The 20,961-nt window shown below is 65.8% G+C and carries 18 protein-coding genes; 7 read left to right on the top strand and 11 right to left on the bottom strand.

Annotated features, from left to right (window positions below; all coding sequences use genetic code 11):
• Positions 1-18: 18 nt before the first annotated feature.
• The gene (locus tag VEC57_19835; GenBank protein ID HYC01394.1) at positions 19-1,035 is read right to left on the bottom strand and encodes a hypothetical protein; all 1,017 of its coding nucleotides are present in this window, start codon (positions 1,033-1,035) and stop codon (positions 19-21) included.
• 150 nt (positions 1,036-1,185) lie between these two features.
• On the opposite strand from VEC57_19835, the gene VEC57_19840 reads away from it, so the two are divergent.
• The 3 genes from VEC57_19840 to VEC57_19850 all read left to right on the top strand — a co-directional run bounded on the left by VEC57_19840 (position 1,186) and on the right by VEC57_19850 (position 5,521).
• The gene (locus VEC57_19840; GenBank protein HYC01395.1) at positions 1,186-2,061 is read left to right on the top strand and encodes an aldo/keto reductase; all 876 of its coding nucleotides are present in this window, start codon (positions 1,186-1,188) and stop codon (positions 2,059-2,061) included.
• A gap of 177 nt (positions 2,062-2,238) precedes the next feature.
• Positions 2,239-3,480, top strand: coding sequence for an acyl-CoA dehydrogenase family protein (locus tag VEC57_19845; protein HYC01396.1), 1,242 nt, complete (start codon positions 2,239-2,241; stop codon positions 3,478-3,480).
• A gap of 685 nt (positions 3,481-4,165) precedes the next feature.
• Positions 4,166-5,521, top strand: a complete 1,356-nt coding sequence (locus VEC57_19850) for a hypothetical protein (protein ID HYC01397.1) — start codon at positions 4,166-4,168, stop codon at positions 5,519-5,521.
• 141 nt (positions 5,522-5,662) lie between these two features.
• Here VEC57_19850 and VEC57_19855 read toward each other — a convergent pair whose 3' ends face one another.
• From VEC57_19855 to VEC57_19865, 3 genes are all read right to left on the bottom strand, one after another.
• On the bottom strand, positions 5,663-8,734 hold the full coding sequence (locus VEC57_19855) for a hypothetical protein (protein HYC01398.1): 3,072 nt from the start codon (positions 8,732-8,734) through the stop codon (positions 5,663-5,665).
• A 281-nt stretch (positions 8,735-9,015) separates the two neighbouring features.
• On the bottom strand, positions 9,016-9,384 hold the full coding sequence (locus VEC57_19860; GenBank protein HYC01399.1) for a hypothetical protein: 369 nt from the start codon (positions 9,382-9,384) through the stop codon (positions 9,016-9,018).
• Positions 9,385-9,823: 439 nt separating this feature from the next.
• A complete protein-coding gene (locus tag VEC57_19865; protein HYC01400.1) occupies positions 9,824-10,798 on the bottom strand; it encodes a DUF1566 domain-containing protein in 975 nt (324 codons plus the stop codon).
• 329 nt (positions 10,799-11,127) lie between these two features.
• On the opposite strand from VEC57_19865, the gene VEC57_19870 reads away from it, so the two are divergent.
• Together VEC57_19870 and VEC57_19875 are read left to right on the top strand one after the other, a co-directional pair.
• Positions 11,128-11,496: a YciI family protein gene (locus VEC57_19870; protein ID HYC01401.1), complete on the top strand. Its 369-nt coding sequence runs from the start codon at positions 11,128-11,130 to the stop codon at positions 11,494-11,496.
• 581 nt (positions 11,497-12,077) lie between these two features.
• Complete coding sequence (locus tag VEC57_19875) at positions 12,078-13,547, top strand: hypothetical protein (GenBank protein ID HYC01402.1); 1,470 nt, start codon at positions 12,078-12,080, stop codon at positions 13,545-13,547.
• 481 nt (positions 13,548-14,028) lie between these two features.
• On the opposite strand, the gene VEC57_19880 is transcribed toward VEC57_19875, so the two are convergent.
• Entirely contained in the window at positions 14,029-14,427 is a 399-nt protein-coding gene (locus VEC57_19880) for a hypothetical protein (protein ID HYC01403.1), read from the bottom strand.
• Here VEC57_19880 and VEC57_19885 point away from each other — a divergent pair.
• Positions 14,405-15,313, top strand: coding sequence for a hypothetical protein (locus tag VEC57_19885; GenBank protein ID HYC01404.1), 909 nt, complete (start codon positions 14,405-14,407; stop codon positions 15,311-15,313). The genes VEC57_19880 and VEC57_19885 overlap by 23 nt on opposite strands.
• Before the next feature lie 288 nt (positions 15,314-15,601).
• On the opposite strand, the gene VEC57_19890 is transcribed toward VEC57_19885, so the two are convergent.
• Both VEC57_19890 and VEC57_19895 read right to left on the bottom strand, forming a co-directional pair.
• Positions 15,602-16,744 (bottom strand): ATP-binding protein, encoded by a 1,143-nt coding sequence (locus tag VEC57_19890; GenBank protein HYC01405.1) that lies wholly within the window; start codon positions 16,742-16,744, stop codon positions 15,602-15,604.
• Complete coding sequence (locus VEC57_19895; protein HYC01406.1) at positions 16,737-17,507, bottom strand: alpha/beta hydrolase; 771 nt, start codon at positions 17,505-17,507, stop codon at positions 16,737-16,739. The genes VEC57_19890 and VEC57_19895 overlap by 8 nt, the downstream gene beginning before the upstream one ends.
• A 278-nt stretch (positions 17,508-17,785) precedes the next feature.
• On the opposite strand from VEC57_19895, the gene VEC57_19900 reads away from it, so the two are divergent.
• Positions 17,786-18,172, top strand: a complete 387-nt coding sequence (locus VEC57_19900) for a hypothetical protein (protein ID HYC01407.1) — start codon at positions 17,786-17,788, stop codon at positions 18,170-18,172.
• Between the two features lie 111 nt (positions 18,173-18,283).
• Here the strand turns inward: VEC57_19900 and VEC57_19905 are convergent, their stop codons facing one another.
• From VEC57_19905 to VEC57_19920, 4 genes are all read right to left on the bottom strand, one after another.
• The gene (locus tag VEC57_19905) at positions 18,284-18,475 is read right to left on the bottom strand and encodes a hypothetical protein (protein HYC01408.1); all 192 of its coding nucleotides are present in this window, start codon (positions 18,473-18,475) and stop codon (positions 18,284-18,286) included.
• Positions 18,476-18,559: 84 nt separating this feature from the next.
• The gene (locus VEC57_19910; protein HYC01409.1) at positions 18,560-18,802 is read right to left on the bottom strand and encodes a hypothetical protein; all 243 of its coding nucleotides are present in this window, start codon (positions 18,800-18,802) and stop codon (positions 18,560-18,562) included.
• Between the two features lies 1 nt (position 18,803).
• Entirely contained in the window at positions 18,804-19,706 is a 903-nt protein-coding gene (locus VEC57_19915) for a CoA-binding protein (GenBank protein HYC01410.1), read from the bottom strand.
• 1 nt (position 19,707) lies between these two features.
• Positions 19,708-20,913, bottom strand: a complete 1,206-nt coding sequence (locus tag VEC57_19920; protein HYC01411.1) for an ATP-grasp domain-containing protein — start codon at positions 20,911-20,913, stop codon at positions 19,708-19,710.
• Positions 20,914-20,961 lie beyond the last annotated feature (48 nt).

Below are 20,961 nucleotides of genomic sequence, written 5' to 3' on the forward strand. Positions count from 1 at the left end.
CGGCGGGCGGGCCGTCGTTCAGACCAGGATGGGAACGCCGTGCCCGCGGTCATCGGTGAGGATCTCGAAAGCGGCGCGGTGCTGCGTCGACAATGTCTGCGGCGGCGACCACGCCGCACCCTCACGCACGGACACGCTCAGCGTGCAGGCTGCCAGCTTCGAGTTCAGGCAATGCTTGGTCCCGCCCGGCGGATTCAGGTACGTCAGCCCCACGAAGGATTCGCGAGGCGCGCAAATCCGTCCGTGGACGCGAACGTCGTCGCCAGCCGCGCGGAACTTCCAGTCGAAGTATTCGAACGATGCGCGGGCACGAAGCAGGTGCGCCAACGTGTGCAGCGCGTGCTCGCGGCCGGCGTGCCGAAGGACGAGCGGCGTCATGAACGGCGTCCACAGCGGGCCCAGCCGCAGCCGTGCCGTGCCGATTTCGAGAAAGCTGCCGGGGTGCGTGTCGAAGCCCGCCACCTGTCCCCACGCGTACTGATCGGTGTGGCGCTCGCCCCAGTTGTGGTTCTGGCTGCCGGTCCAGTCGTCGATCTGCACGCTGCGCCCGTCCACGTCCAGCGTTCCGCGAAAGCGTGCCATCGGCAGCGCCACCAGGCTCTTGGCCTTGGGCAGGCTCGCCTCGTAGAGCCGCAACGGGAGCAGAAAGAGCGGCGGCTCGTCACCATCGAACGCCAGGTCCCAGCGGATGCGATGGCCGCGCGAGGCCGCACTGCCGACCGCGCGGCCCGCCGCCAGAGCAGAATCGTCGATGGCCACCTCGAAACGCGTACGTTCGAAGCGGCACTTCTCCGCGCCAACCTCGCGCTTGACAGCAACGTTGCTGCCCTCTTCGCCATCGAAGTGGACGGCCCACAATTCGCCGATCGGCGCGCCGCCGCCTGCGGCGGGATGGAAGACCGTATAACGGATCCAGAACGCCAGCGGGCGCGTCGGATGATTGGCGCGAAGAAAGAAGCTCTCGTAGTGCCCTTTGCTCGCGGTTGCGTCGTAGCGGGCGAAATTGGCGGCGGTGATGGCGTCGTCTTGCTGCATGCGCTCTCGCTGCGGTCGATGTCGTTCTACCCTACCCCGCGTCGCGCCCCCAGAACCAGCGCGTTGGGGCCGGGAGGGACGCGGGGCACGGACGCGCCGGTCGGCCAACGCTGTGCTTGACGGTCGCAGGCAGCAGTCGTAACGGGCTCCATGATCGAGCGCATCCCCTTCGGCAGCACCGGACACCGCTCCAGCCGCGTTCTCTTCGGCGCGGCCGCGCTCTGGGGCATGAAGCAGGACAAGGCAGATCGGATCCTGGAGCTGCTTCTCGCCCATGGCGTCAATCACATCGACACCGCTGCTTCCTACGGCGACTCCGAGCTTCGGGTAGGCTCGTGGATGCTTCAGCACCGACAGGCGTTCTTTCTGGCCACCAAAACGGGCGAGCGTACGTACGAAGGCGCGTGGGCGAGCCTGCGGCGCTCGCTTGCGCGCCTGCAGATCGGCAGCATCGATCTCATCCAGCTCCACAACCTGGTCGACCAGACCGAATGGGACGTGGCGATGGGGCCCGGCGGTGCGCTCGAAGCGCTGGTGGAGGCGCGTGATCAGGGACTGGTGCGCTTCATCGGCGTAACCGGTCACGGAGCGAGCGTAGCGCGCCAGCACCGGCGCAGCATCGAGCGCTTCGCCTTCGACAGCGTGCTGCTGCCATATAATTACACGATGATGAAGGTTCCCGGGTACGCCGCTGACTTCGAGGCGCTCGTGTCCGAGTGCCATCAACGCGGTATCGCCGTGCAGACCATCAAATCGGTAGCGCGCCGGCGCTGGCAGGACCAGGCTTCCCCACACTTCAGCTGGTACGAGCCGCTGCGCGACGAAGGTGCCGTGGGCCGCGGGGTAGCCTACGTTCTTTCACGCCCTGGCCTGTTCCTGAATTCCTCGAGCGACGCGACGCTGCTGCCGCTGATCCTGCAGGCCGCGGAGCGGGTGCAGGTCCTTCCCAGCGACCAGGAATTGGCCGCCGATGTTGCTCGCTTCCAGATGCAGCCGCTGTTCTTCGCCGGACAGGACGCCATTTGAGGCCGCCGCTGACGAGACCCACTGACGAGCGACCAGCAGCGATGCGGCCGCGCGTGACCCGGTGGATGGCCGCGTTGCGATGACCGACGCCTCGACTCGGCGCGCTGACCGTATAGTCTCCCGCGAAATTTGGTCGGCGGCGCGCCAGGCGTCCTCGCCGCCGCGCGGAGAGAGCTCATGATCCAGTGGAACGAGCAGCACGAGATGATGCGCGACGCGGTGCGCCGCTTCATCGAGGCCGAAATCGTGCCGAACATCGCCGAGTTCGAGCACGGAGACACCCCGCCTTACGACGTGCTACGCAAGATGATGCGGACCTTCGGCATCGACCATGTCGCGCGCGAACGCTTCGACAAGCAGATCCGGCGCGAAAAACGCGTCGCTGCCGGCGAGGTTCCTGCCGAGGCCGCCGAGCCGCGCAAAGCCGCCACGGGCCCCGAGGCGGCCGACGCGGTGGCGATGCAGATCATCCCGATCATCGAACTGTGCCGCTACTGCCCGGGAATGGTCACCGCCATGGGCGTCAGCGTAGGGCTGACGGCCGCAGCCATCATGTCGAAGGGAACCACCGCGCAAAAGGAGCGCTGGGCGCTGGATCTGCTGACCATGGACAAGATCGGGTCGTGGGCCATCACCGAGCCCGGCTCGGGCTCGGACGCCTTTGGCGGCATGAAGGCCACCGCACGCCGCGACGGGGACGGCTACATCCTCAACGGCAGCAAGACGTTCATCACCAACGGCCCCTACGCCGACACCATCGTTTTCATCTGCCGTCTCGATGAGGGCAATCCGCCGGCAGAGCGCAAAGTGCTGACGTTCGTCTTGGAGCGCGGCACTCCAGGCCTCGAGCAAACCCGTCCGGTGCGAAAGATGGGAATGCATTCCTCGCCCACCGGCGACCTGTTCCTGTCGGACGTACGCGTGGGCCGCGACCAGCTTCTAGGCGAGACCGAAACCCTCGCCTCCCGCTCCGGGGCCAAGGACACGTTCTCCACGGAACGGACCGGCGTGGCCGCGATGGCGCTTGGAATCGTCGAGGAATGTCTGAAGCTATCGGTCGAGTACGCACGCACGCGCGTGGCGTTCGGGCGTCCCATCGGCGAATTCCAACTCATCCAGCTCAAGCTGGCCAAGATGGAAGTGGCGCGCATGAACATCCAGAACATGGTGTTCCGCCAAATCGAGATGGCTGCGGCGGGAATCCGGCCTACGTTCGCGGAAGCCTCGGCGATGAAGCTGTATTCGGCACAGGCTGCGATGGAGGTCTGCCTAGAGGCGGTGCAACTCCATGGCGGCAACGGCTACATGGCCGAGTTCCGCGTCGAGCAGCTGTGCCGCGACGCCAAGGTGCTGCAGATCTACGCCGGCACCGACGAGATTCAGATCTCGCAGATTGCCCGCAGCCTGCTGGCGACCTGATGGCTCGTGGCTGCACACATGGCCGCTGCCGGCAGCCATTGCCCACTCGACGGGGACGTATATTCGACGTCGGCATAGCGTGCCAGAGCATGAAACGGAGCCCCATGGTCGTCCTTCCCGGCGCCGCGACGGACGCTTTCCGGCTTTTGCACCGAGTCTGGCGGTTTGGGCCGCACGATGGCAGCGGCCTCTTCGGACCCGCTCGGCACTCGTGCGCTGACGACGCCGAACGTGTATTCTGGGCCCCTCAAGGAGTTCTCACATGCCGAAGGGACAAGAGAAGAAAGCCACGACGAACAAGCCCAAACTGAGCATCAAGGAAAAGCAGGCCAAGAAGAAAGAGAAGAAAGCCGGCAAATAGCCGCTGGCTGCCGTGTACATCCTCTCGTCGCGCTGGCGGCGGCCGCGGCTGCAACAGGCCAGTCGTACGCGGCGCAGGAGGACTGCTCGCAGCCTCTGTCCAGCGGGCCTACACCTGACGGCCTGCGCTCGACTCGCCGCAACGCTCGTGTCCTCCATCGGCGGAAACGCTGGCGGCGCAGCTTGCGGCAAGGACGGCAGCCGGTCATCGTCACGCATGCGATCGCTTGCAACGTTGCTGCTGGTCACATTCCTCTGCCCGCCGTACGCACGAGCACAAAATGCGAGTTTTGACGCGGACTCGCCGGTGTTCATCGTCAATCGGATGACGGAAGGACATCAGACGTTCCCGGCCGTCGCCTCCCCGCGCGCCGGAGAAGCGATCGTCGTCTGGCAGGGTCCGGCCTCGCCCCACCTGACCGGCCATGGCGTGTGGAGCGGCAAGCTCGCGCGCCACGGTGTGGTCGGCGATGATGCGCTTCTGAACGAAGGCCTTACGGGCTACCCTGGTTTCTATGCGAACGTCGCCGCGAACGAAACCGGCGCGCTCGCGGCCTGGCAGGCACTCGGAGATGCCGATGGCGACGGCGACGCCGTTTTCGGTCGCCATTTGAATGGGGCCAGTGCGCCTGCTCCGGGCGGCCCCTTCCTCGTCAACGAAGCGATCGCTGAATACCAGGATCGCCCATACGTCGGCGCGGCGGCTGACGGCCCCTACATCGTCGTGTGGACGGACGGCGAATTCGCGGCCATGCCGGCCGAGCTCAAGGCGAGGATCTACGACAGCGGCGGTGCAGCAGCGACGGACGAGTTCCTCGTCGGCGACGATTTGCTTCATGTCGATGCGGCGACGCCCGTCGCGGCTCTCGCAAGCGATCGGTTCGTGATCGCCTGGCCGCGCGATACCTCATCGATCGTCGTTCGGTACTTCGACGATGCCGGGCACGTTCTCGGCTCGTTGGATCTTGCCGGCGACTGGTCTGTGTGGCCGCCGTCGATCGGTATCGCCAACTGTCGGGATGGGCGTCATATCGTCGTTTGGGCCGGCAGCACGCTGACGGAGGAGGGGCCGGTGGCCGCGCTTCTCGGCCAGTGGCTCGACGACGCGATGGCGCCTGTCGGAGACACCTACACGATCGCGACCGAAGGAAGCGAGCAGTCCGGTACGCTGTCGGTCACCATGACGCCGGATTGCAACGCGCTCGTCGCGGTCGGGCCTGCCTTGTTTCTCACCGGCGCGCCGGCGAGTGCCGGCGATGAGTCGCAAACGCCGACACGGTTGAACGCAACGTCCAGCAGCGCATACTATCTGCCCGGTCACGCGAGCATTGCGGCCGACACCCCGACGACCCTGGTGGCCGTCTGGTCGATGCGCACGCAGGTCGCGCCGCCTTTCGTGCGCGACGACATCGCCGCGCAGTGGCTGTGCGTGCAGTTCGACGAAGGCGCGTTGTGCGGTGACGCGACCTGCAGCGGCGATGCAGACGTTGCGATACCGGCGCAGCGGGTGAACGTGACCGACGGGCTGCGTACGCTCAATACGGCGACTGGCCTGGCGTCCTGCCGCGCTTGCCGCTGCGACACCGACTCTTCGGGCAACATAACCAGCTCGGATGCCGCCCGAATCCTGCGTTCCGCGGTCGGACAGCCGGTCGAACTCACCTGCCCGCCATGCACCTGAGTCATGGTGGCGCGCGCCACCTCAGGCTGCGCAGAAGCAGACCCGGCGCGACCGGCACCGGACCGGCGGGCACTTGATACTCGGATCACGAACGTAACGCAGGCAATGCCTGACTCGTGTCGCTTCCACCTGCCTGCCGCATTACCCGCATACGAGCTTCTTGCTCGAAAGCTCACACGCCGGCAGGCTGCCGGCACCGAGCGTGCCGGTAGCACACGCGCCGCTGGCTGCGGCTTCGTTGCCGCCGAGGATGATGTCGAGCACCAGATTCGCCGTGTCGACGCCGAACTCTCCGGCGTTGCCCTTCAGATCCAGCACGAGTTGGCCGTCACGGCCGGTGGCAAGCCGCGCTTTGGAGATGATTGCGCCGGCGGCACCCGCATAGCTGAAGCGCACGCCGTCCGAGCTCGTCCAGCCCGAGGCAGGAAGGCTGTGGTGAATCACGATGCTGCCGTCGTGCGTGCGTAGCACCAAGTTCAGCCCGTCCACCGCGGGAGCGCTGCCCGGCCCGGTCGGAAACCACGTCGCTTTCAGCGACAGCTTCTCGTCGCCGCGAGGAGGCTGGTTCTTGGTGATCTTCATCTTGACCGCATGGATGTTGACGCCGCCGGCGCAGTCGTACGGGACGGAGGCGGGATCGAGGGGATCGGTGCCTTCGCGCAGCTCGTCACGATTGCGGATGCCGTCCCCGTCACGGTCGACCGTCGCCGCAGCGCCGGTGCCTGGCGGCCGGCACGTGTAGGTCTGCTCGCCGCGCGGCAACGAGGCCATGGCAAGGAGCGCATCGTCATTGAGCGCGACGTCCTCGCTGTCATCGAGCACGACGCGCCCGCCGGGCAGCACCGAGCCTGCGCGCGGCTCGCCTCCGACACGTCCCGAGAACGTGAGCTCGCAGTCGCCGGCCGCGTCGCGGCCCACCAGCAGCGCCAGACGGCTCAGGCGCTCGGAGGCCGGAGCCGCGCCGATCGTCACCTGCTGGCCCACTGCCGGAGCCAGCCCGGTATCGAGGGAGATGAGGAACTCGCCGACGAAGTCGCCAGGCCTGAGCTCCGCATCGATTCCTTCGAATTCGAAGCCGGATGCGAATTCGAACGGCCCCGAGATGCCGCCGTCGTGCGAAACGCCGAAGCCGCGAACCTGGTCGCCGACGACGAGCTCTTCGGGATCGAAACGTTCTTCTGCGCCGAACTTGCCGACCTTCTGGTAAAGCGCGCGAAGGTGAGGGACCTTCAGAGCGTTCGTCACGCCGGTCGACGTGCCGCCGTTGGTCCCGAGCGGCAACGCATGGCAACCGGCGCACGGAACCGTGAAGGGGTCGACGATCGGCCCGGTGAAGAGCTCCAGGCCCGTCTTCTGCTCGCGCGTCATGCGGTTGTCCAGAGAGCGCACCGGATTGGGCGGATAGCGCATCGTCAGCACGAAGTCGGTGAACGCCTGCATCTCGCCGGCCTCCAGCGGCGCCGACCGGCCGAGAAGTTCGACGAAAGCCGCGTTGAATTTTTTGAAGGCGCCGTCCTCGTCCATCGGGTCGCCGCCCGGATCGTTGCCGGCGGTGCGATCTCCGCGCCAGTGCATCGGCCCGGCATCGGCCATGCCGCGAAGGCTCTGGGTCGTCATCGGTCCCTTGATCGGCGAGAACGGCTTCAGCGGCAGACCGCCCACCGGCGGGAATGGTAGGATTGGATTGGGATTGGGCTCGGGCGCGCCGTACGGATCGCCGAGCTCCCACGCCAGCTGATCGGCGTCGCCGAAGGTATGGCAGCTTGCGCACGCCAGGTCCCCGTGGCCGGAGAAGCCGCGCGCCGCATACAGGAAAGGACGCCCCTGTGCGACGGCCGGCGGCGTCGGATCGTATCCGACCGCGACGGTGGCTGACTGTTGTCGCAGGCCGGCGATGCTGGCGTCACTGACGATCGAGATCGTGTGATCCAGCCGGTTCATCACGTAGAGCCGGTCGTTGGCTTCATCCAGTGCGACGCCGCTGGGCCCGCGGCCCACCTCGACCAGGTCGCGCGTGGACGATCCCGCTTCGAGGGCCGCAGCGTCGAATACGGCTACGTAATCCGAGCCCATTGCGGCCGCGTACAGCAAGCCGCCGTCGCTCGAGAAGACCAGGTCGCCGAGAAGGGCCAGGCTCTGCTCCGACTCGCTCGTCGGGCCGGTGGCCATGCTGTAGTCGATGTGCGGATTGACGTGCACGGGCGTGACCGATGCTCCCGACAACACGGTGATGCGCTCTTCAGTCGCGTGACCTTGAACGCCTCCGGCTCTGATCGGCTCGAAGCGGACCTCGTTGCGCGCCTCGCTGTTGGTGACGAATACGCTTCCGGTGCCGGGCCGGACGGCCATGTTGAAGAGCGTTGTGCCGACGCCGGCAAACGGCCCGATTGCGGCAGCGGCGGTGGGCGGGGTCGCATTCGCATGGATGGCAAAGACGTCCTGGTCGGCCAGCGAGAACGGTATATGCGCGCTCCAGTCGCGGCCGATCTCGTCGTTCCATTCCCCGCTTCCGGCATCGAATCGGACGATGAGCGATCGCTGCAGGATGTCCGGGTCCCCGTAATACGGTGAATCGGCGGGCGGAGGCGGCGCACCGCCGTTGGCGGCAACGGTCAGCTCGCGAATCACCGACGTGTTATTGCCGGAATGGAAGACCGCGGCGTAGACCGTAGAGCCATCCGGCGTCACCGCGAGCGCACGTGGTGTGTCGCCGAACAGCTCGAGCACGGCAAGTGGCGTGCCGCCGATACCTGCGCCGACGTTCTCGGCGTGAAAAGCCCACACCAGAGCGCGCGGGATGCTGTCTTCGCTGAATGCAGGGTCGATCGCTTCCGGCAGATTCTGCCCGCGCCGCGCGGTCGTGATGAAGGCTTTGGTGACGGAGCCGCCGAAGACGATGTCGCGGGGCTCGTCGCCAACGAGCAGCGTATGCTTGACGCGCGAGGCCGTAAGGTCGGCCGCATCCACCTCGACGATGCTGACGCTGTCGGAAAGATGGTTGACGACCCAGGCCTCGGTTCGGTTGGTGGCCGTGTTGAGGCGGCTGGCGACGGCCACCGGCTCCAGTCCGACCGGAACTGTGGCGGCGAGCACGAGCCCGCCTCCATTCACCTGGAAGATGGAAAGCGATCCGTCCGGCGTATTGACGGCGAAGAGCAGATCGCCCGCCGGCGAGAGCGCGAGCGGCCTGGTATGCCCGCTTTCGAAATTCACGAAGGTATCCGCGGCTCCAGCGTTGTACGGCAGCAAAGCGGCAACGACAACGGCGAAGATGGACCGGGCGTGTATGGCCATTACGTGTCCCCCTACGGTCAGATGGAAGCGTCGGGGGAAACCTAACGGGGTGGCGAGGCTGTGACCAGACTCGCACCTTGCCGACCTACGAGGCCCGGTGCGCGGGCGTTTCACGCGCAGTCGATGCTCGGCGGCTACAACTCAAACCGAGACGGAGAACCGCATTCAGGCGCGGCCGCGACGCGTGCCGTTGCGTCCGTCTATGGCGGTGTCAGTCCGTCGCATTCGACGCTCGTAACGGCGATCGGAGATGACGTCGAAAAGCTTGTGCTGAAGGAGGAGCTGCCCGGGCCGGCCAGCGTTTTGTCAGCCGCGGTCCAGTCGAACATGATCGTGCTGCCTTGAATATGACGCCCGTGGCAGACCAGACCCACGTTGATGATCGTGCCGGCAGCATTCATGGTCGCGCTGCCATCACAGGGCCTGGCCGAATCGGCGTCGTAGTAGGCGAAACCCGCCAGCCCGACGGCACCGCTGGGCTTGAGTGCCTTCACCTTCCTCAGGACGAGGTTGAAAGCCCCGGTGTTCACGCAGACGTCCTTGGCGCTGGCCTCGGCGGTCGTCAGCATGAGAATGCACGCGGTCACTCCGAGAACGTATCGGGTCTTCATGGGCTCTCCTGTTGGCTTTGGCAGGCGTGACGAGAACGGAGTTAAGCGGCGACTATGCATGCATATCCCACCCGTGTCGAGGCGTCGGGTGCCCAGCTCAGGCCGAGCGCGTTGCACTCCCGGGAATAGCAGTTCAAAGCTTTTCCCGACCACGTGGAACCACGTGCCTACTTCTCCGATCTTCCGCCATGAAGCTCGTGCTGGAGTCTGGGCGCGAAAAAGAGTCGCCCATAGTGCACTACGGACGTGTTCTTCGTCCGCAAATGGTCGGACGTTACGTTGGCCGGGGCCTCGAAACTAGCGGCGCGCGACGGGGCCGGATGAGACGGCGGTGCCGCCCGCGTCTCGTCCGCGTGCACGTTCGGCCGCGAGGCGAGACGCAGGCGTACCGCGGGCGTCAGGGTATGGTGCGCACGGCGCGTACCGGATTGCCGTACATCTTCAGGGGCGTGTAGATCTCACCATCGTCGAACACTACCACATTGGCGCCAGAGGGGATCGAAACGTAGGTGGTGGAGGTCCAGTAGTTGTCCGAACGCGTGCAGCTGCAGGTGTCGATCGTGCAGCCCGGCGTGCAATTGGTGTTGAACTCGGCATAGGCCGCCGGATAGACCGCACCGAAGTTCACGATCGAGTGCAGCTCGCGGACGTTCGGCACGCGCCAGTCGCTATAGCCGGCGAAGCTCATCGAGTTCAGCGTGGCGACCTTGACGGCAAAGGCATCGTTCCAGGTGTAGGACGTGTCCTTGTCATGGATGCCGCCGTCGTCCGAGAGCTTCTCCCACATCAGACCGGTGGCGAGGTCGCTGATGGTCCCGTCCCCGTTGTCGACGAAGTTTCTCGCGAAGCCGTTCTGGTGATCGCCGTCGTGGCCAGTGCCTGCGCAGTCGATGAGGACGCCGGAGGAGTTCCAGCAGAGGGTCTGGCCCGACGTCAACGGTTGAGCGGCCGGCTGGGTCTGGCACTGCGCCAGATCCTCGGCGCACTGCAGAGGGTTTGGGGGCAGCGAACCGCCCGAAACGCCACTGACGACGCCAGCACCGCAGCCTTCCAAAAGGTCCTTGATGGCAGACACGTCACCCGTGGAAAGGCATGATGTGCCTTGGCCCTCCGCCTTCACTTCCGCTTTCTCGAACGACTCGTTGATACTGAGGTCGCACTTGGCCACCGCTTCCGCGTACTTGACGGTGTCCGCAGTGAGCGCGAACGCCTTTTCGGCCTTGGCGAGGCAGGCAGAGTAGCGGCCGGCGGCGTCGGTTTTGGCCGCCTGACAGATCTGCTCCGGTGTTTTCCCCGCATGTCCCGGGTGCCCGTACGACAGTACGATCGTCACGATGCCAGCGCCCAGCGCAGCAGCGCGCGGCACGGGCATGGCCTTGGTCTTCCAATGTCGCATCGTATTCTCCCCAACAGTTTGTAATGGCCGTCGCCTGGCGCGGCGGCGGCAAGAACTGGCCCCAATGACAACGCTGTGTCCAAATGTGAACTGGAGTTCAGTTGCGGTCTGCCTCGTGACGACGGTCGCCCCCGGCGTTAGGACGAGTGGGCGCTGCCGGCAATGCAGAAATGGCTCGAGCTGGCGCCCGGCCAGCGATGACGCGCGATTTTCAAAAAAGTGACGCCGCGTGTCGAATCGAGCCTTCCTCGTTCGACCAGGGTAGAGACGGAACCGTTTCGCAGTTCGGAAAAAAGGAGACGCCCATGCGGTACCTGCTTTTGGCCTACGGCGACGAGAAGAAGTGCAAAGCGCTCACCGACGAGCAGATGCAGGCGCTCGGCAGGAAATGTGCCGATCTCGACGAGCGCCTCAAGCAGACCGGAAGGCTCGTCAGCTCAGGCAGCCTGAGCTGGGACGCAACGACGATCAGGCCGAAGAACGGCGAATCGGTCATCACCGACGGCCCGTTCATCGAGAGTCACGAGATCGTCGGAGGATTCGTGATCATCGAAGCGCACGACATGAACGAAGCGTTGCAGATCGCAAAACTGCATCCGGCGGCGACCCTCGGCGAGCATCTCGGCTGGGCCGTGGAGGTTCGTCCCATGGAGGCGTGCGAGCTTCTGCGATGAGAACTCTTCTCGGCGAAGTCGACGTCCGCCGTCGCCTTCTCAATACGGTACGGCGCGAACGGTGTATGCAGGCCGCCATGTGTTGACGCCTAAGTCGCCCTCCTGGATGTCGGAGTGACGTAGCTCGTCATCGCATGCACCGAGCAGGAGCGGCGCGGCAACAACACGTCACGCAGCCGCAGGTCCCAGGGCGGACAGTACGGGAACCGCATTCATCCTTGAACGCATCCCGCCGCCAAGCTCATATGGGGACTCGCGCAATTCCATTGACAGGTAGGCCCCGCAGCGCGATGGTTACCGCCTTCGCAAATGGAGGACCTGCCATGTCCGGGAACCTTTGCCGTGCCGCGCTTGCCGCTCTGCTGCTAGGACCCGCCGCTGTCCTCGCGCAACAAGCAGAGAACTTGAAGCCGTTCGCTCCGGGCGATCTGCGATCCGCGGGCAGGATCGACTTTCCGATCTCCTGCCAGCCGGCCTCGCAGGCCGAGTTCAACCGCGGCGTCGCCCTGCTGCACTCATTCTTCTACGAGGAAGCTCGCAACATTTTCACGAGGATTGCCGCACAGGATCCTGCGTGCGCGATGGCGCAATGGGGCATTGCGCAGAGCTGGTGGCATCCGATCTGGGCGCCGCCCACGGCCGAGGAGATGGCCGCCGGCAAAGCCGCTGCCGATAAGGCGATGGCGCTGACGGCAACGCCGCGCGAGCGCGCATGGATCGAGGCGATCAACGTGTATTACAACACTGCCGATCCGGTCGTCGCCGAGTCCGCCGGGCACTCCTGCCACGGCCCGGTCGGGCCGCGGGACCGTGTGGTCGCCTACGAGCGCGCCTTCAAGCACAACGTGTACGACAAGTACCCCGGCGAGCTCGAGGCGCAGGTCTATTATGCGTTCGCGGTGCTTTCGGTGGGCTACGCCACCCCGCTCGACACCACACTCGTCAACCAGAAGGCCGCTGGGGCGATACTGGAGGAGCTCTGGAAGAAGCACCGCCAGCATCCCGGCATCGCCCACTACATCATCCACAGCTACGACTACCCTGCCCTGGCGACGAAGGCTTTGGACGCGGCCAGGACCTATGCCGACATCGCACCGTGGGTGCCACACGCGCTGCACATGCCGTCCCACATCTTCACGCGCCTTGGCATGTGGGATGAGGCGATCGCGGGAAACGCCGCATCGGCGCAGGCACAGAACGACTACTCGAAGCTGCAGGGCCGCACGGCCATGGACACCCAAGAGCTGCACGCGCTCGACTACATGATGTACTCGTACCTGCAGCAGGCGCGCGACGTCGAGGCGAAGAAGGTGCTTGACCAGGTACTGGCCGTCGACGACACCTTCCCGGAGACCGATTTCGTCGGCGCCTATGCGCTCGCCGCGGTCCCGGCGCGTTACGCGCTGGAGCGAAATGCCTGGCAGGAGGCCGCCACACTGCCTGTGAAGCCGCGAAAGCAGTGGGAGGCCAATCCCTTCGCCGAAGGACTGATCGAGTACGCGCGAGCCCTGGGACGCGCTCGCAGCGGCGACGCGGCGGGCGCGCGCGCGTCGCTCCAGCGCATGGCCGCGCTGCGCGACGCGACGACGGACGTTCGCTTCGAGTACTTCAAGAAGCACCTCGAGTTGCAGATGCAGGCCGCCTCCGCCTGGCTCGCGCACGCCGAAGGAAGGCACGACGAGGCGCTCTCGGCGCTGCGGGCGGTCGCCGACGCCGAGGACGCGCTGGGCAAGCACCCGGTAACGCCCGGCGCTCTCGTGCCGGCGCGCGAGCAACTGGGCGAGATGATGCTGCTGTTGAATCGGGCGAACGAGGCGCAGCAGGCCTACGCCGGAGCGCTGAGTATCTACCCTTCCCGCTTCAACTCGATGTACGGCGCGGCGCGCGCGGCCGAGGCGCTTGGCGATCAGAAGGTCGCGCGCGAACGCTACCGGATGCTTGCGAAGCAGGCCGAGAAGGCCGACGCGCCTCGCCGCGAGCTGGCACACGCCAAGAATTATCTCGCCGCGGATCGATCGCCCACGGGTGACGACGTCGTCGACGGGCGGTGAGGTCCCGCCTGTCCCTCGACTCCCGGGGCGCGCGCGACGGGTCCGCCGAAATCTGTCCCGCATCATTTGCGAGAACCGCGCCTCACCCCTAAACAGGGGGCCACAACCCCCGAAAGGGAAAAAAGGAGCGGACCCAGATGAGCTTCTACGCTTCGGCCAGTGCATCAGGAGGCGCCACCGCAGGCGTCGCACACCCTTCGTTCTTCGCAGAGTTTTCCTTGACGCGCACGCGCAAAGCGGCGGCGGCTGCCTGCGCCGCTCTGCTGCTCGTCGGTTCAACCGAAGCAGCGTTCGCGGACTGTTTCTCGAGCAAGCTCAAAGCTGTCGCCAAGGCCGAGTTCTCGGCGCTGTCGTGTCACTCGCAGGTTGCCGCCAGAGGCGAGGACTCCAAGCTCGCCGACTGCCTTGCCAAAACCTCGCTGAAGCTCGACGAAGCTTTCGAGAAGGCCGGAGATTGCGCCGGCGTGCTCACGAGTTGCGATCAGGTGCAGCAGGATTGCGCAGAGGCGGTCTCGACCGCAATGACCGTCATGCTCCCCAGCAGCTGCGCGGCGGCAAAACTCAAGGCGGCGGCCAAGTTGGCGAAGTCGCGCCTCAAGTGTGCGGCGAGAGCCGCCGCGACCCTCACCCCGATTTCCGACGACTGCATCGACAAAGCCGACGCGCAATTCGCCGCGGCGATCGACAGAGCCGGCGACTGCCCAGACGGCGGGTCCCCGCTCACGCTCATCGAAACCGCGTGCGTGGAGCCGGCAATCGCTCTGGACGCGCAGGACATGATTTCCGCCATCTGCACGGGCCCACCGACCACGACCACATCGTCGACCAGCACCACAGAGTCGCCGACGACGACGGTAATGGATCCGACGACGACGACCATTCAAGCCACGACCACAACCACTGCCGAGTCGACGACGACAACGAGCCAGCCCACGACGACCACGACTCTGGACCCCTGCAATCCCAACCCATGCATGAACAACGGCACGTGCATCAACGAGGAGGCGGGTTTTTCCTGCCAGTGCTGGTCCGGCACCAGTGGTGTGCTCTGCGAGGACGCGTGCTCGGACGATCCCAATAAAACCGAGCCAGGTATCTGCGGTTGCAACGTGTCCGACACCGACAGCGACAGCGACGGTACCGCCGACTGCGTGGACGCTTGCCCGGCGAACCCCTCGAAGACGACGGCTGGCGGAATATGCGGCGGCTGTGAAGATGAAAGCGACTCCGATGGCGACGGCACACCGGATTGCCAGGATCTCTGCGCGTTCGATGCCAACAAGATCGATGGCGGCGTCTGTGGCTGCGGAGTGTCCGATGATGACGTCGATGCCGACGGGACCGCCGACTGCTTCGACGGTTGTCCCCTCAATCCGCTAAAGACCTCACCCGGCGGTTTTTGCGGCGGTTGTGAAGACGAGAGCGACATCGATGGCGACGGTACTCCGGATTGCGGAGATGACTGTCCGGCCGATCCCGCGAAGATCGATGCCGGAGTCTGCGGCTGCCACGAAAGCGATGCCGACGCCGACGGCGACGGTACCGCCGACTGCGTCGACGGTTGTCCCGCGAATCCGACCAAGAATGCGCCGGGCGGCGCATGCGGCGACTGCTCGGACGACGTGGACACGGACGGCGACGCGACGCCCGACTGCATAGACTCCTGCCCGGATGACCCGAGCAAGACCGAGCCGGGCACCTGCGGCTGTGGCATCTCCGACACGGATGCCGATATGAACGGGACGCCCGATTGCATCGAGTACTGAGCGAACCGACGAGCGGGGGCGGCGGCCGATCCCGTCCTCGTTTGATCATCCCGCTCGACAGGCCCGCAGTGCGGACGTCGCTGGACGCCGCGACCGCAGCGGTGCCAACAACTGGAGATGCAGCTTCGCGTCGCCAGGCGCAAAGGGCGGTGCGGCCGAGACGACATGTCGCGGCCGCACCGCCGGGCCGGTTTACGAAGCCGCCGGCGGGGACGTCGGCATGCTCGGGGCTCGGCTACAACGTCAACGACGTTTCCACTGCACAGGCATTTCTGAAGACCCTGGCCGCTACGGCGAATCGTCGTCGCCAGTAGCCGGCTCGGCCACGGGAAGGGTCACATCGAAGTGGAACGTGGAGCCCTGCTCCGCAGCGCTCTCAACGCATATCGTACTGCCATGCAACTCGATGATACGGCGACTGATCGCCAGCCCGAGGCCGGTCCCGCCGTAGCGTTCCGCGATCTCCGGGCCGGCCTGCGAGTACTCATCGAAAATTCTCGTGATGCGATCGGGCGAGATTCCGATGCCGGTGTCGGTGACACGAAACTTCAGCACGACGCCGTGCGGGGCGCGCGAAATCAGCTCGACCGCCAGGGTCACCCCGCCGCGCTCGGTGAACTTGACGGCATTGCCGGCAAGATTCGTCAGAACCTGGCCGAGTTTGATCGGGTCCCCGACGAGATGCGTCGGGGCATTCGGGTCGATTTCGACGTTCAGCGTCAGTTGCTTGCGCAACGCAACAGGCTCCAGCGTCTGCGCGGTGCCGAGTAAGAGGTCACGCAGATCGAAACGCCGACGTTCGAGCGTCACCTTGCCCGCCTCGACCTTGCTGAAGTCGAGCATGCTCTGCAGAAGCGCCAGTGCCTTGTCGAGGCCGCGACGCAGCATGCCCAGATAACGGTCGGCGTCGGGCTGCAGCCCGGAGTGTTGCAACAACTCGGCGGCCATACCGACGGCAGCGACGGAGTTTCGCACCTCGTGCGCGAAAACCGCGAGAAACTCGGACTTCGCCCGCATCGCCTGCTCGGCCATCCTGCGGCCGAGCAGCAGCTCACGCTCGTACTTGCGGCGGTCCACCGCCTGGAACACGGCGATGCGTATCGCCTCGGATCTGCCGTCGGACGTACGCCGCTCGTTGGCACTAACGAAGACGGAAAGTGAGGAAGCGTCCTTGCGCACGAGGTCGAGCGCGATCTCGTGAACGAAGCCCTGCATGCGCAGCAGCGGCGCGAAGTGCGTTTCGTAGAAGATCCGGCCCGCGACCGTCATCAGCTCCGAGAACCTGCGCTTTCCCACGATCTCGGCGCGGTCATATCCGAGCCACGACAGGAGCGTCGAGTTCGCCGCCACGACATTGCCTCGCGGGCAAGTCAACAGCAGTCCGCAGGGAGCACGATCGAGAAGATCCGGCGGAAGCTCTTCGTCAGCCATGCGGTTCCTTGCGGCACGTCCGTTGGCGCGCAAGGTAGCGCTTCATGGCCGAGATGACCTCGGACGGAGCACTCAGGTTCGGGCAATGGCCCGTAGCATCCAGAACCACGAGCTCGCTGTCGCGGAGGTTGCGATGCACGTACTCGCCCACGGCCACGGGTGCGATCACGTCGTTGTCGCATTGGAGCACGAGCGTCGGCACCGTGACCCGCGCAAGGTCGGACCGGTTGTCCGAGAGGAACGTTACGCGAGCGAAGTGCTTGGCGATCTCCGGGTCGGTACGGCAGAAGCTGTTGGCCAGTTCCTCGGAGAGCTCGGGACGGTCGGGATTGCCCATGATCGTCGGCGCCATCGCACGAGACCATCCAAGGTAATTGTCATCCATCGAATCCAGCAGCTGGTCTATGTCCTTCCGGGAGAAGCCGCCCTGATAGTTTTCGTCATCGACGTACCGCGGCGACGGCCCGACCATGACCAGGTGCGCGAATCGCTCAGGCTGCTCGCAGACGGCAAGGGCGCCGATCATCGCGCTGACGGAGTGCCCGACGAACACCACGTCGCGCAGATCGAGAGCGTCGCAGATCTCGAGCACGTCCTGGGCGTAACCCGCGAGCGTATCGTACTTGGACCTTTGATAGGCGCCGAGGTCCGATTTGCCGGCACCGACGTGGTCGAACAGGACGAGGCGGTAATCGGCCTCGAAGGCCGGCACGAGGTAGCGCCACATGTTCTGGTCGCACCCGAATCCATGAGACAGCAGCATGGGCTGCTCGCCTCGACCCAGTACGGTCACATTGTTGCGGTGAAGAACGTCCATGGAGCTCTGCCTACCCCGCTTGTGTGGCTTTACGCCTATGCTGACCCTATCCCATTGGTCAGTGCCGGTCGATGCATCGCGGCGACTCCACGATCGGGGTGCAGACGCGGGCGCGCCGCGACAGCGGACCGCAACCGATGCGGGCTCTCGCCGTGCAGGTCGCGGGCGATGTTGGCCATGACCATCGGGCTGCGCGGGAAGCAGACGGCGATGACGGATTCCTGGTGGCGTGGCGACAAGGCGGTACGACGTCGGCACCCGCGACGAACGACGTTCGCGCCGCGCGCGTCACCCGCGCCGGCGGTCGCATCGATGCCGATGGCGGGGTGCTGTTGGCGACGGCCGCGACGGCGATCACCGGCGGGCCCTCGGCTGCTTTCGACGGAACTCTGTGGCTGGTGGCGTGGACCGAGAGCACGACAAGCGGACACGACCTGAAGGCGGTGACGGTGGCTGCGGACGAACGCCGTCCCACGCCGGCCGTCATCGCGCAGAACGTCCTTGCGCAAGAGCCGGCGATTTCCTCGACGCGCGACGGACGAACGCTCGTCGGCTTCACGCGCGACGAAGGAGCCTACGACAGCATTCGTGCCGTGATGGTTGCGCCGTAGCAGCCTCAACGTCCGTCACCGCACTACGCCCTCGCTGCGGTGACACTCTCTGCGGCTTCGCATGTAACGCACTCGCACGCGCTCCTGTGCCGAGGGGGGAGTCGCACGACGCTACGCAGGAACGCCGCCACCACGCTTGCCGTCGCATGCCCGCCGCTGCAGCGGCAAGCGCGCCATGCGCCGTCGTCGTCGCGCGCGGCCCTTCGCTTGCGCCGCGCAAGCGAAGACGGCCTCGATAAAGGCCTGGACGATCGGCGTCAGCAGATCGCCGCAATCGAGGGAGTCGCGGAACGTCTGCTCCACGAACAGCGGAAGGGGTGTGACCCCGAGCGCGCGCCACCTCGACAAATTCGTCGAGGTGGCTAGAACCCGCGCGCCGTGGATCGGCTACGCCCGTCGCTCCAGCACCGCCCCGTCGTCATACAGTTTGCGCACCTTGACCTGCCCCGGCGCTCCCACCGCCAGGCACAGCTCGCACAGCGTGCACTCGTCGAGATTCTTCTCGACGATCTGCACCTTGCCCGTGGTGCCGTCGTAGATGTCCACCGGACAGACCTCGTCCAGCTTCTTGGCCGCGGCCGCGTCGTTGGCCAGCGTGGGATCGACTTCCACTGCGATGAAGAGTGCCATCCTACTTCCTCCCCAGCTTCTCTTTGACGAGGGCCGGGATGTCCTCGATGCGCTCGGCAACTCCGATGCCGGCAGCGCGCATGCGCTCGATCTTCTCCGCCGTGGTGTCGGCCTTGCCCTCGACGATGGTGCCGGCGTGTCCGAAGCGCATGCCGGGCATTGCATCCATGAAGCGGCCCGCCATGAACGCGACCACGGGCAGGCGCGACTTGTTCTCGGTCACCCAGCGAGCCAGGTCGGCTTCCATGCGGCCGCCGGGCTCCGAGTAGATCGCGATAGCCTCGGTTTCCGGATCGGCTTCGTACAGCGGCATCAGCTCGGCGTAGCTCGAGCCGATGATGGCGTCGCCGCCGATCGAGCAGGCCGTGGACTGGCCGAGGCCGGCCGCGGTCAGCGTGTTGCAGATCTCCGTGGTCATTCCGCCCGAGCGCGACATTACGCCGATGCTGCCCTTGCTGAACGCCTTCTTCGCATCGACGGCGCGGCCGCCGAGGCCGCCGATCTTGGCCTCGCCGGGCGAGAGAATGCCGAGACAGTTGGGTCCGATGATGCGTGCTCCGCGCAGGCTGGCCAGCTCGACCATCTGCGCGACCTCGAAGCGCGGGATGTTCTCGGTGACGATGACGAGCAGCTTGATGCCGTTCTCGATCGCCTCGAACGCGGCATCGCGCGTGAACGCGGGCGGTACCGAGATGACGCTGGCGTCGACGCGCTCGCGCTTGACGATCTGTTCGACGGTGTCGAACACGGGCACGCCATGCACGTCGCGCCCGCCGCGGCCGGGCGTGACGCCGCCGACGATCTTGGTGCCGTAGTCGAGACACTCGCGCGTCATCGAGACGGCCTCGCGGCCAGTTATGCCCTGAATGATGCAGGTGGTGTCGCCGGTGATCAGGATCGACACGTCAGTTCCCCTTCCACTTGGCCACGGCGCGGCCGGCGGCCTCATACATCGAGACGGTGCGATCGCAGTACTCGACGCCGTATTTGCTCAGGATCTTGAATCCTTCCTGCTCCCAGGAGCCCGGGATCCGGAAGATGGCGATCTTTTCGGCGGGATCGCCTCCCGACTCGATCACGCCCTTGATGACGCCGCGTGCGACCATATCGACGCGCGTGTTGGAAACGACGTTCATCATGACGGCGATCTTGGTGACGCCAGGCTTGGAAAGAATCAGCTTGGTCAGGTTGGCCACCTTGCCCACGCTGGGGTTGCCGCCGATCTCGCAGTAGTTGGCGGGATCGCCGCCGTGGTTGCGCACGGCATCGAACAGCGTCAGCGATCCGCCGCCGGCGCCGATGATCAGGCCGAGCGTGCCGCCGAACTCGGTGACGTTGCCGGCCACGCCGCGGTGGTCGGCCGCGTTGATGGCCGCGCCCTCCAGCTCGAACTTCGTCGGCGTGCGCGCCATGCGCGTCTCGTCGTCGCCTATGCCGAGCTCCTTCAGCAGCGCCTTGTGCGCTCCCCTCGCCTCGGCCTCCATGTCCACGTGCGCATCCAGCGCCACGAACGTCCCGTCGGCGAGCTTGGCCAGCGGATTGATCTCCGCCAACGTCAGGCCGTACTGCATGAAGATGCGTGCCAGCGGCGCGGCAAAGCGCATGATCGCGTTGACGTCGGAGCCGGTGGCGAGCTGCGCGACCAGTTCCTTGGCGCGGAAGTCGGAGAACGGGATCAGCGTCGAGAAGTGCTTCTTGGCGATGTGCTCAGGATGCTTTTCCGCCACTTCCTCGACGTCGATGCCGCCCATGTCCGACAGGATCATGACGGGCTTCTTGGCAATGCCGTCCCAGGTGACGCCGAGGTAGTACTCCTGCGCCACCGGCTGGCGGCTCTCCACGAGCACGCCGCGCGCCTTGTGGCCGTTGATCTCGAGCTTGAGGATCTTCTCGCAGGCCTCGGCGGCCTGATCGGGCGTATCGGCGAACAGCACGCCGCCGGCCTTCATGCGGCCGCCGGTGAGCACCTGGCTCTTGAGAACGGTGGGGCCGTTGATGGCGGCCGCGATCTGGCGCGCCTCCTCGCCCGACCTGGCGAGCTTCGAGCCTTTCGGCAGCGCGACCCCGTGCCGCGCCAGCAGCAGTTTCGATTCGTATTCGTAGAAGCGCAAAGCGTCAGTCCTCCCAGAAAAAGCGCCGGCTTTTACTGTGCGCGCCGC

The sequence above is a fragment of the Candidatus Limnocylindrales bacterium genome, from assembly GCA_035626395.1.
Taxonomy (GTDB): domain Bacteria; phylum Desulfobacterota; class Binatia; order UBA1149; family CAITLU01; genus DASPNH01.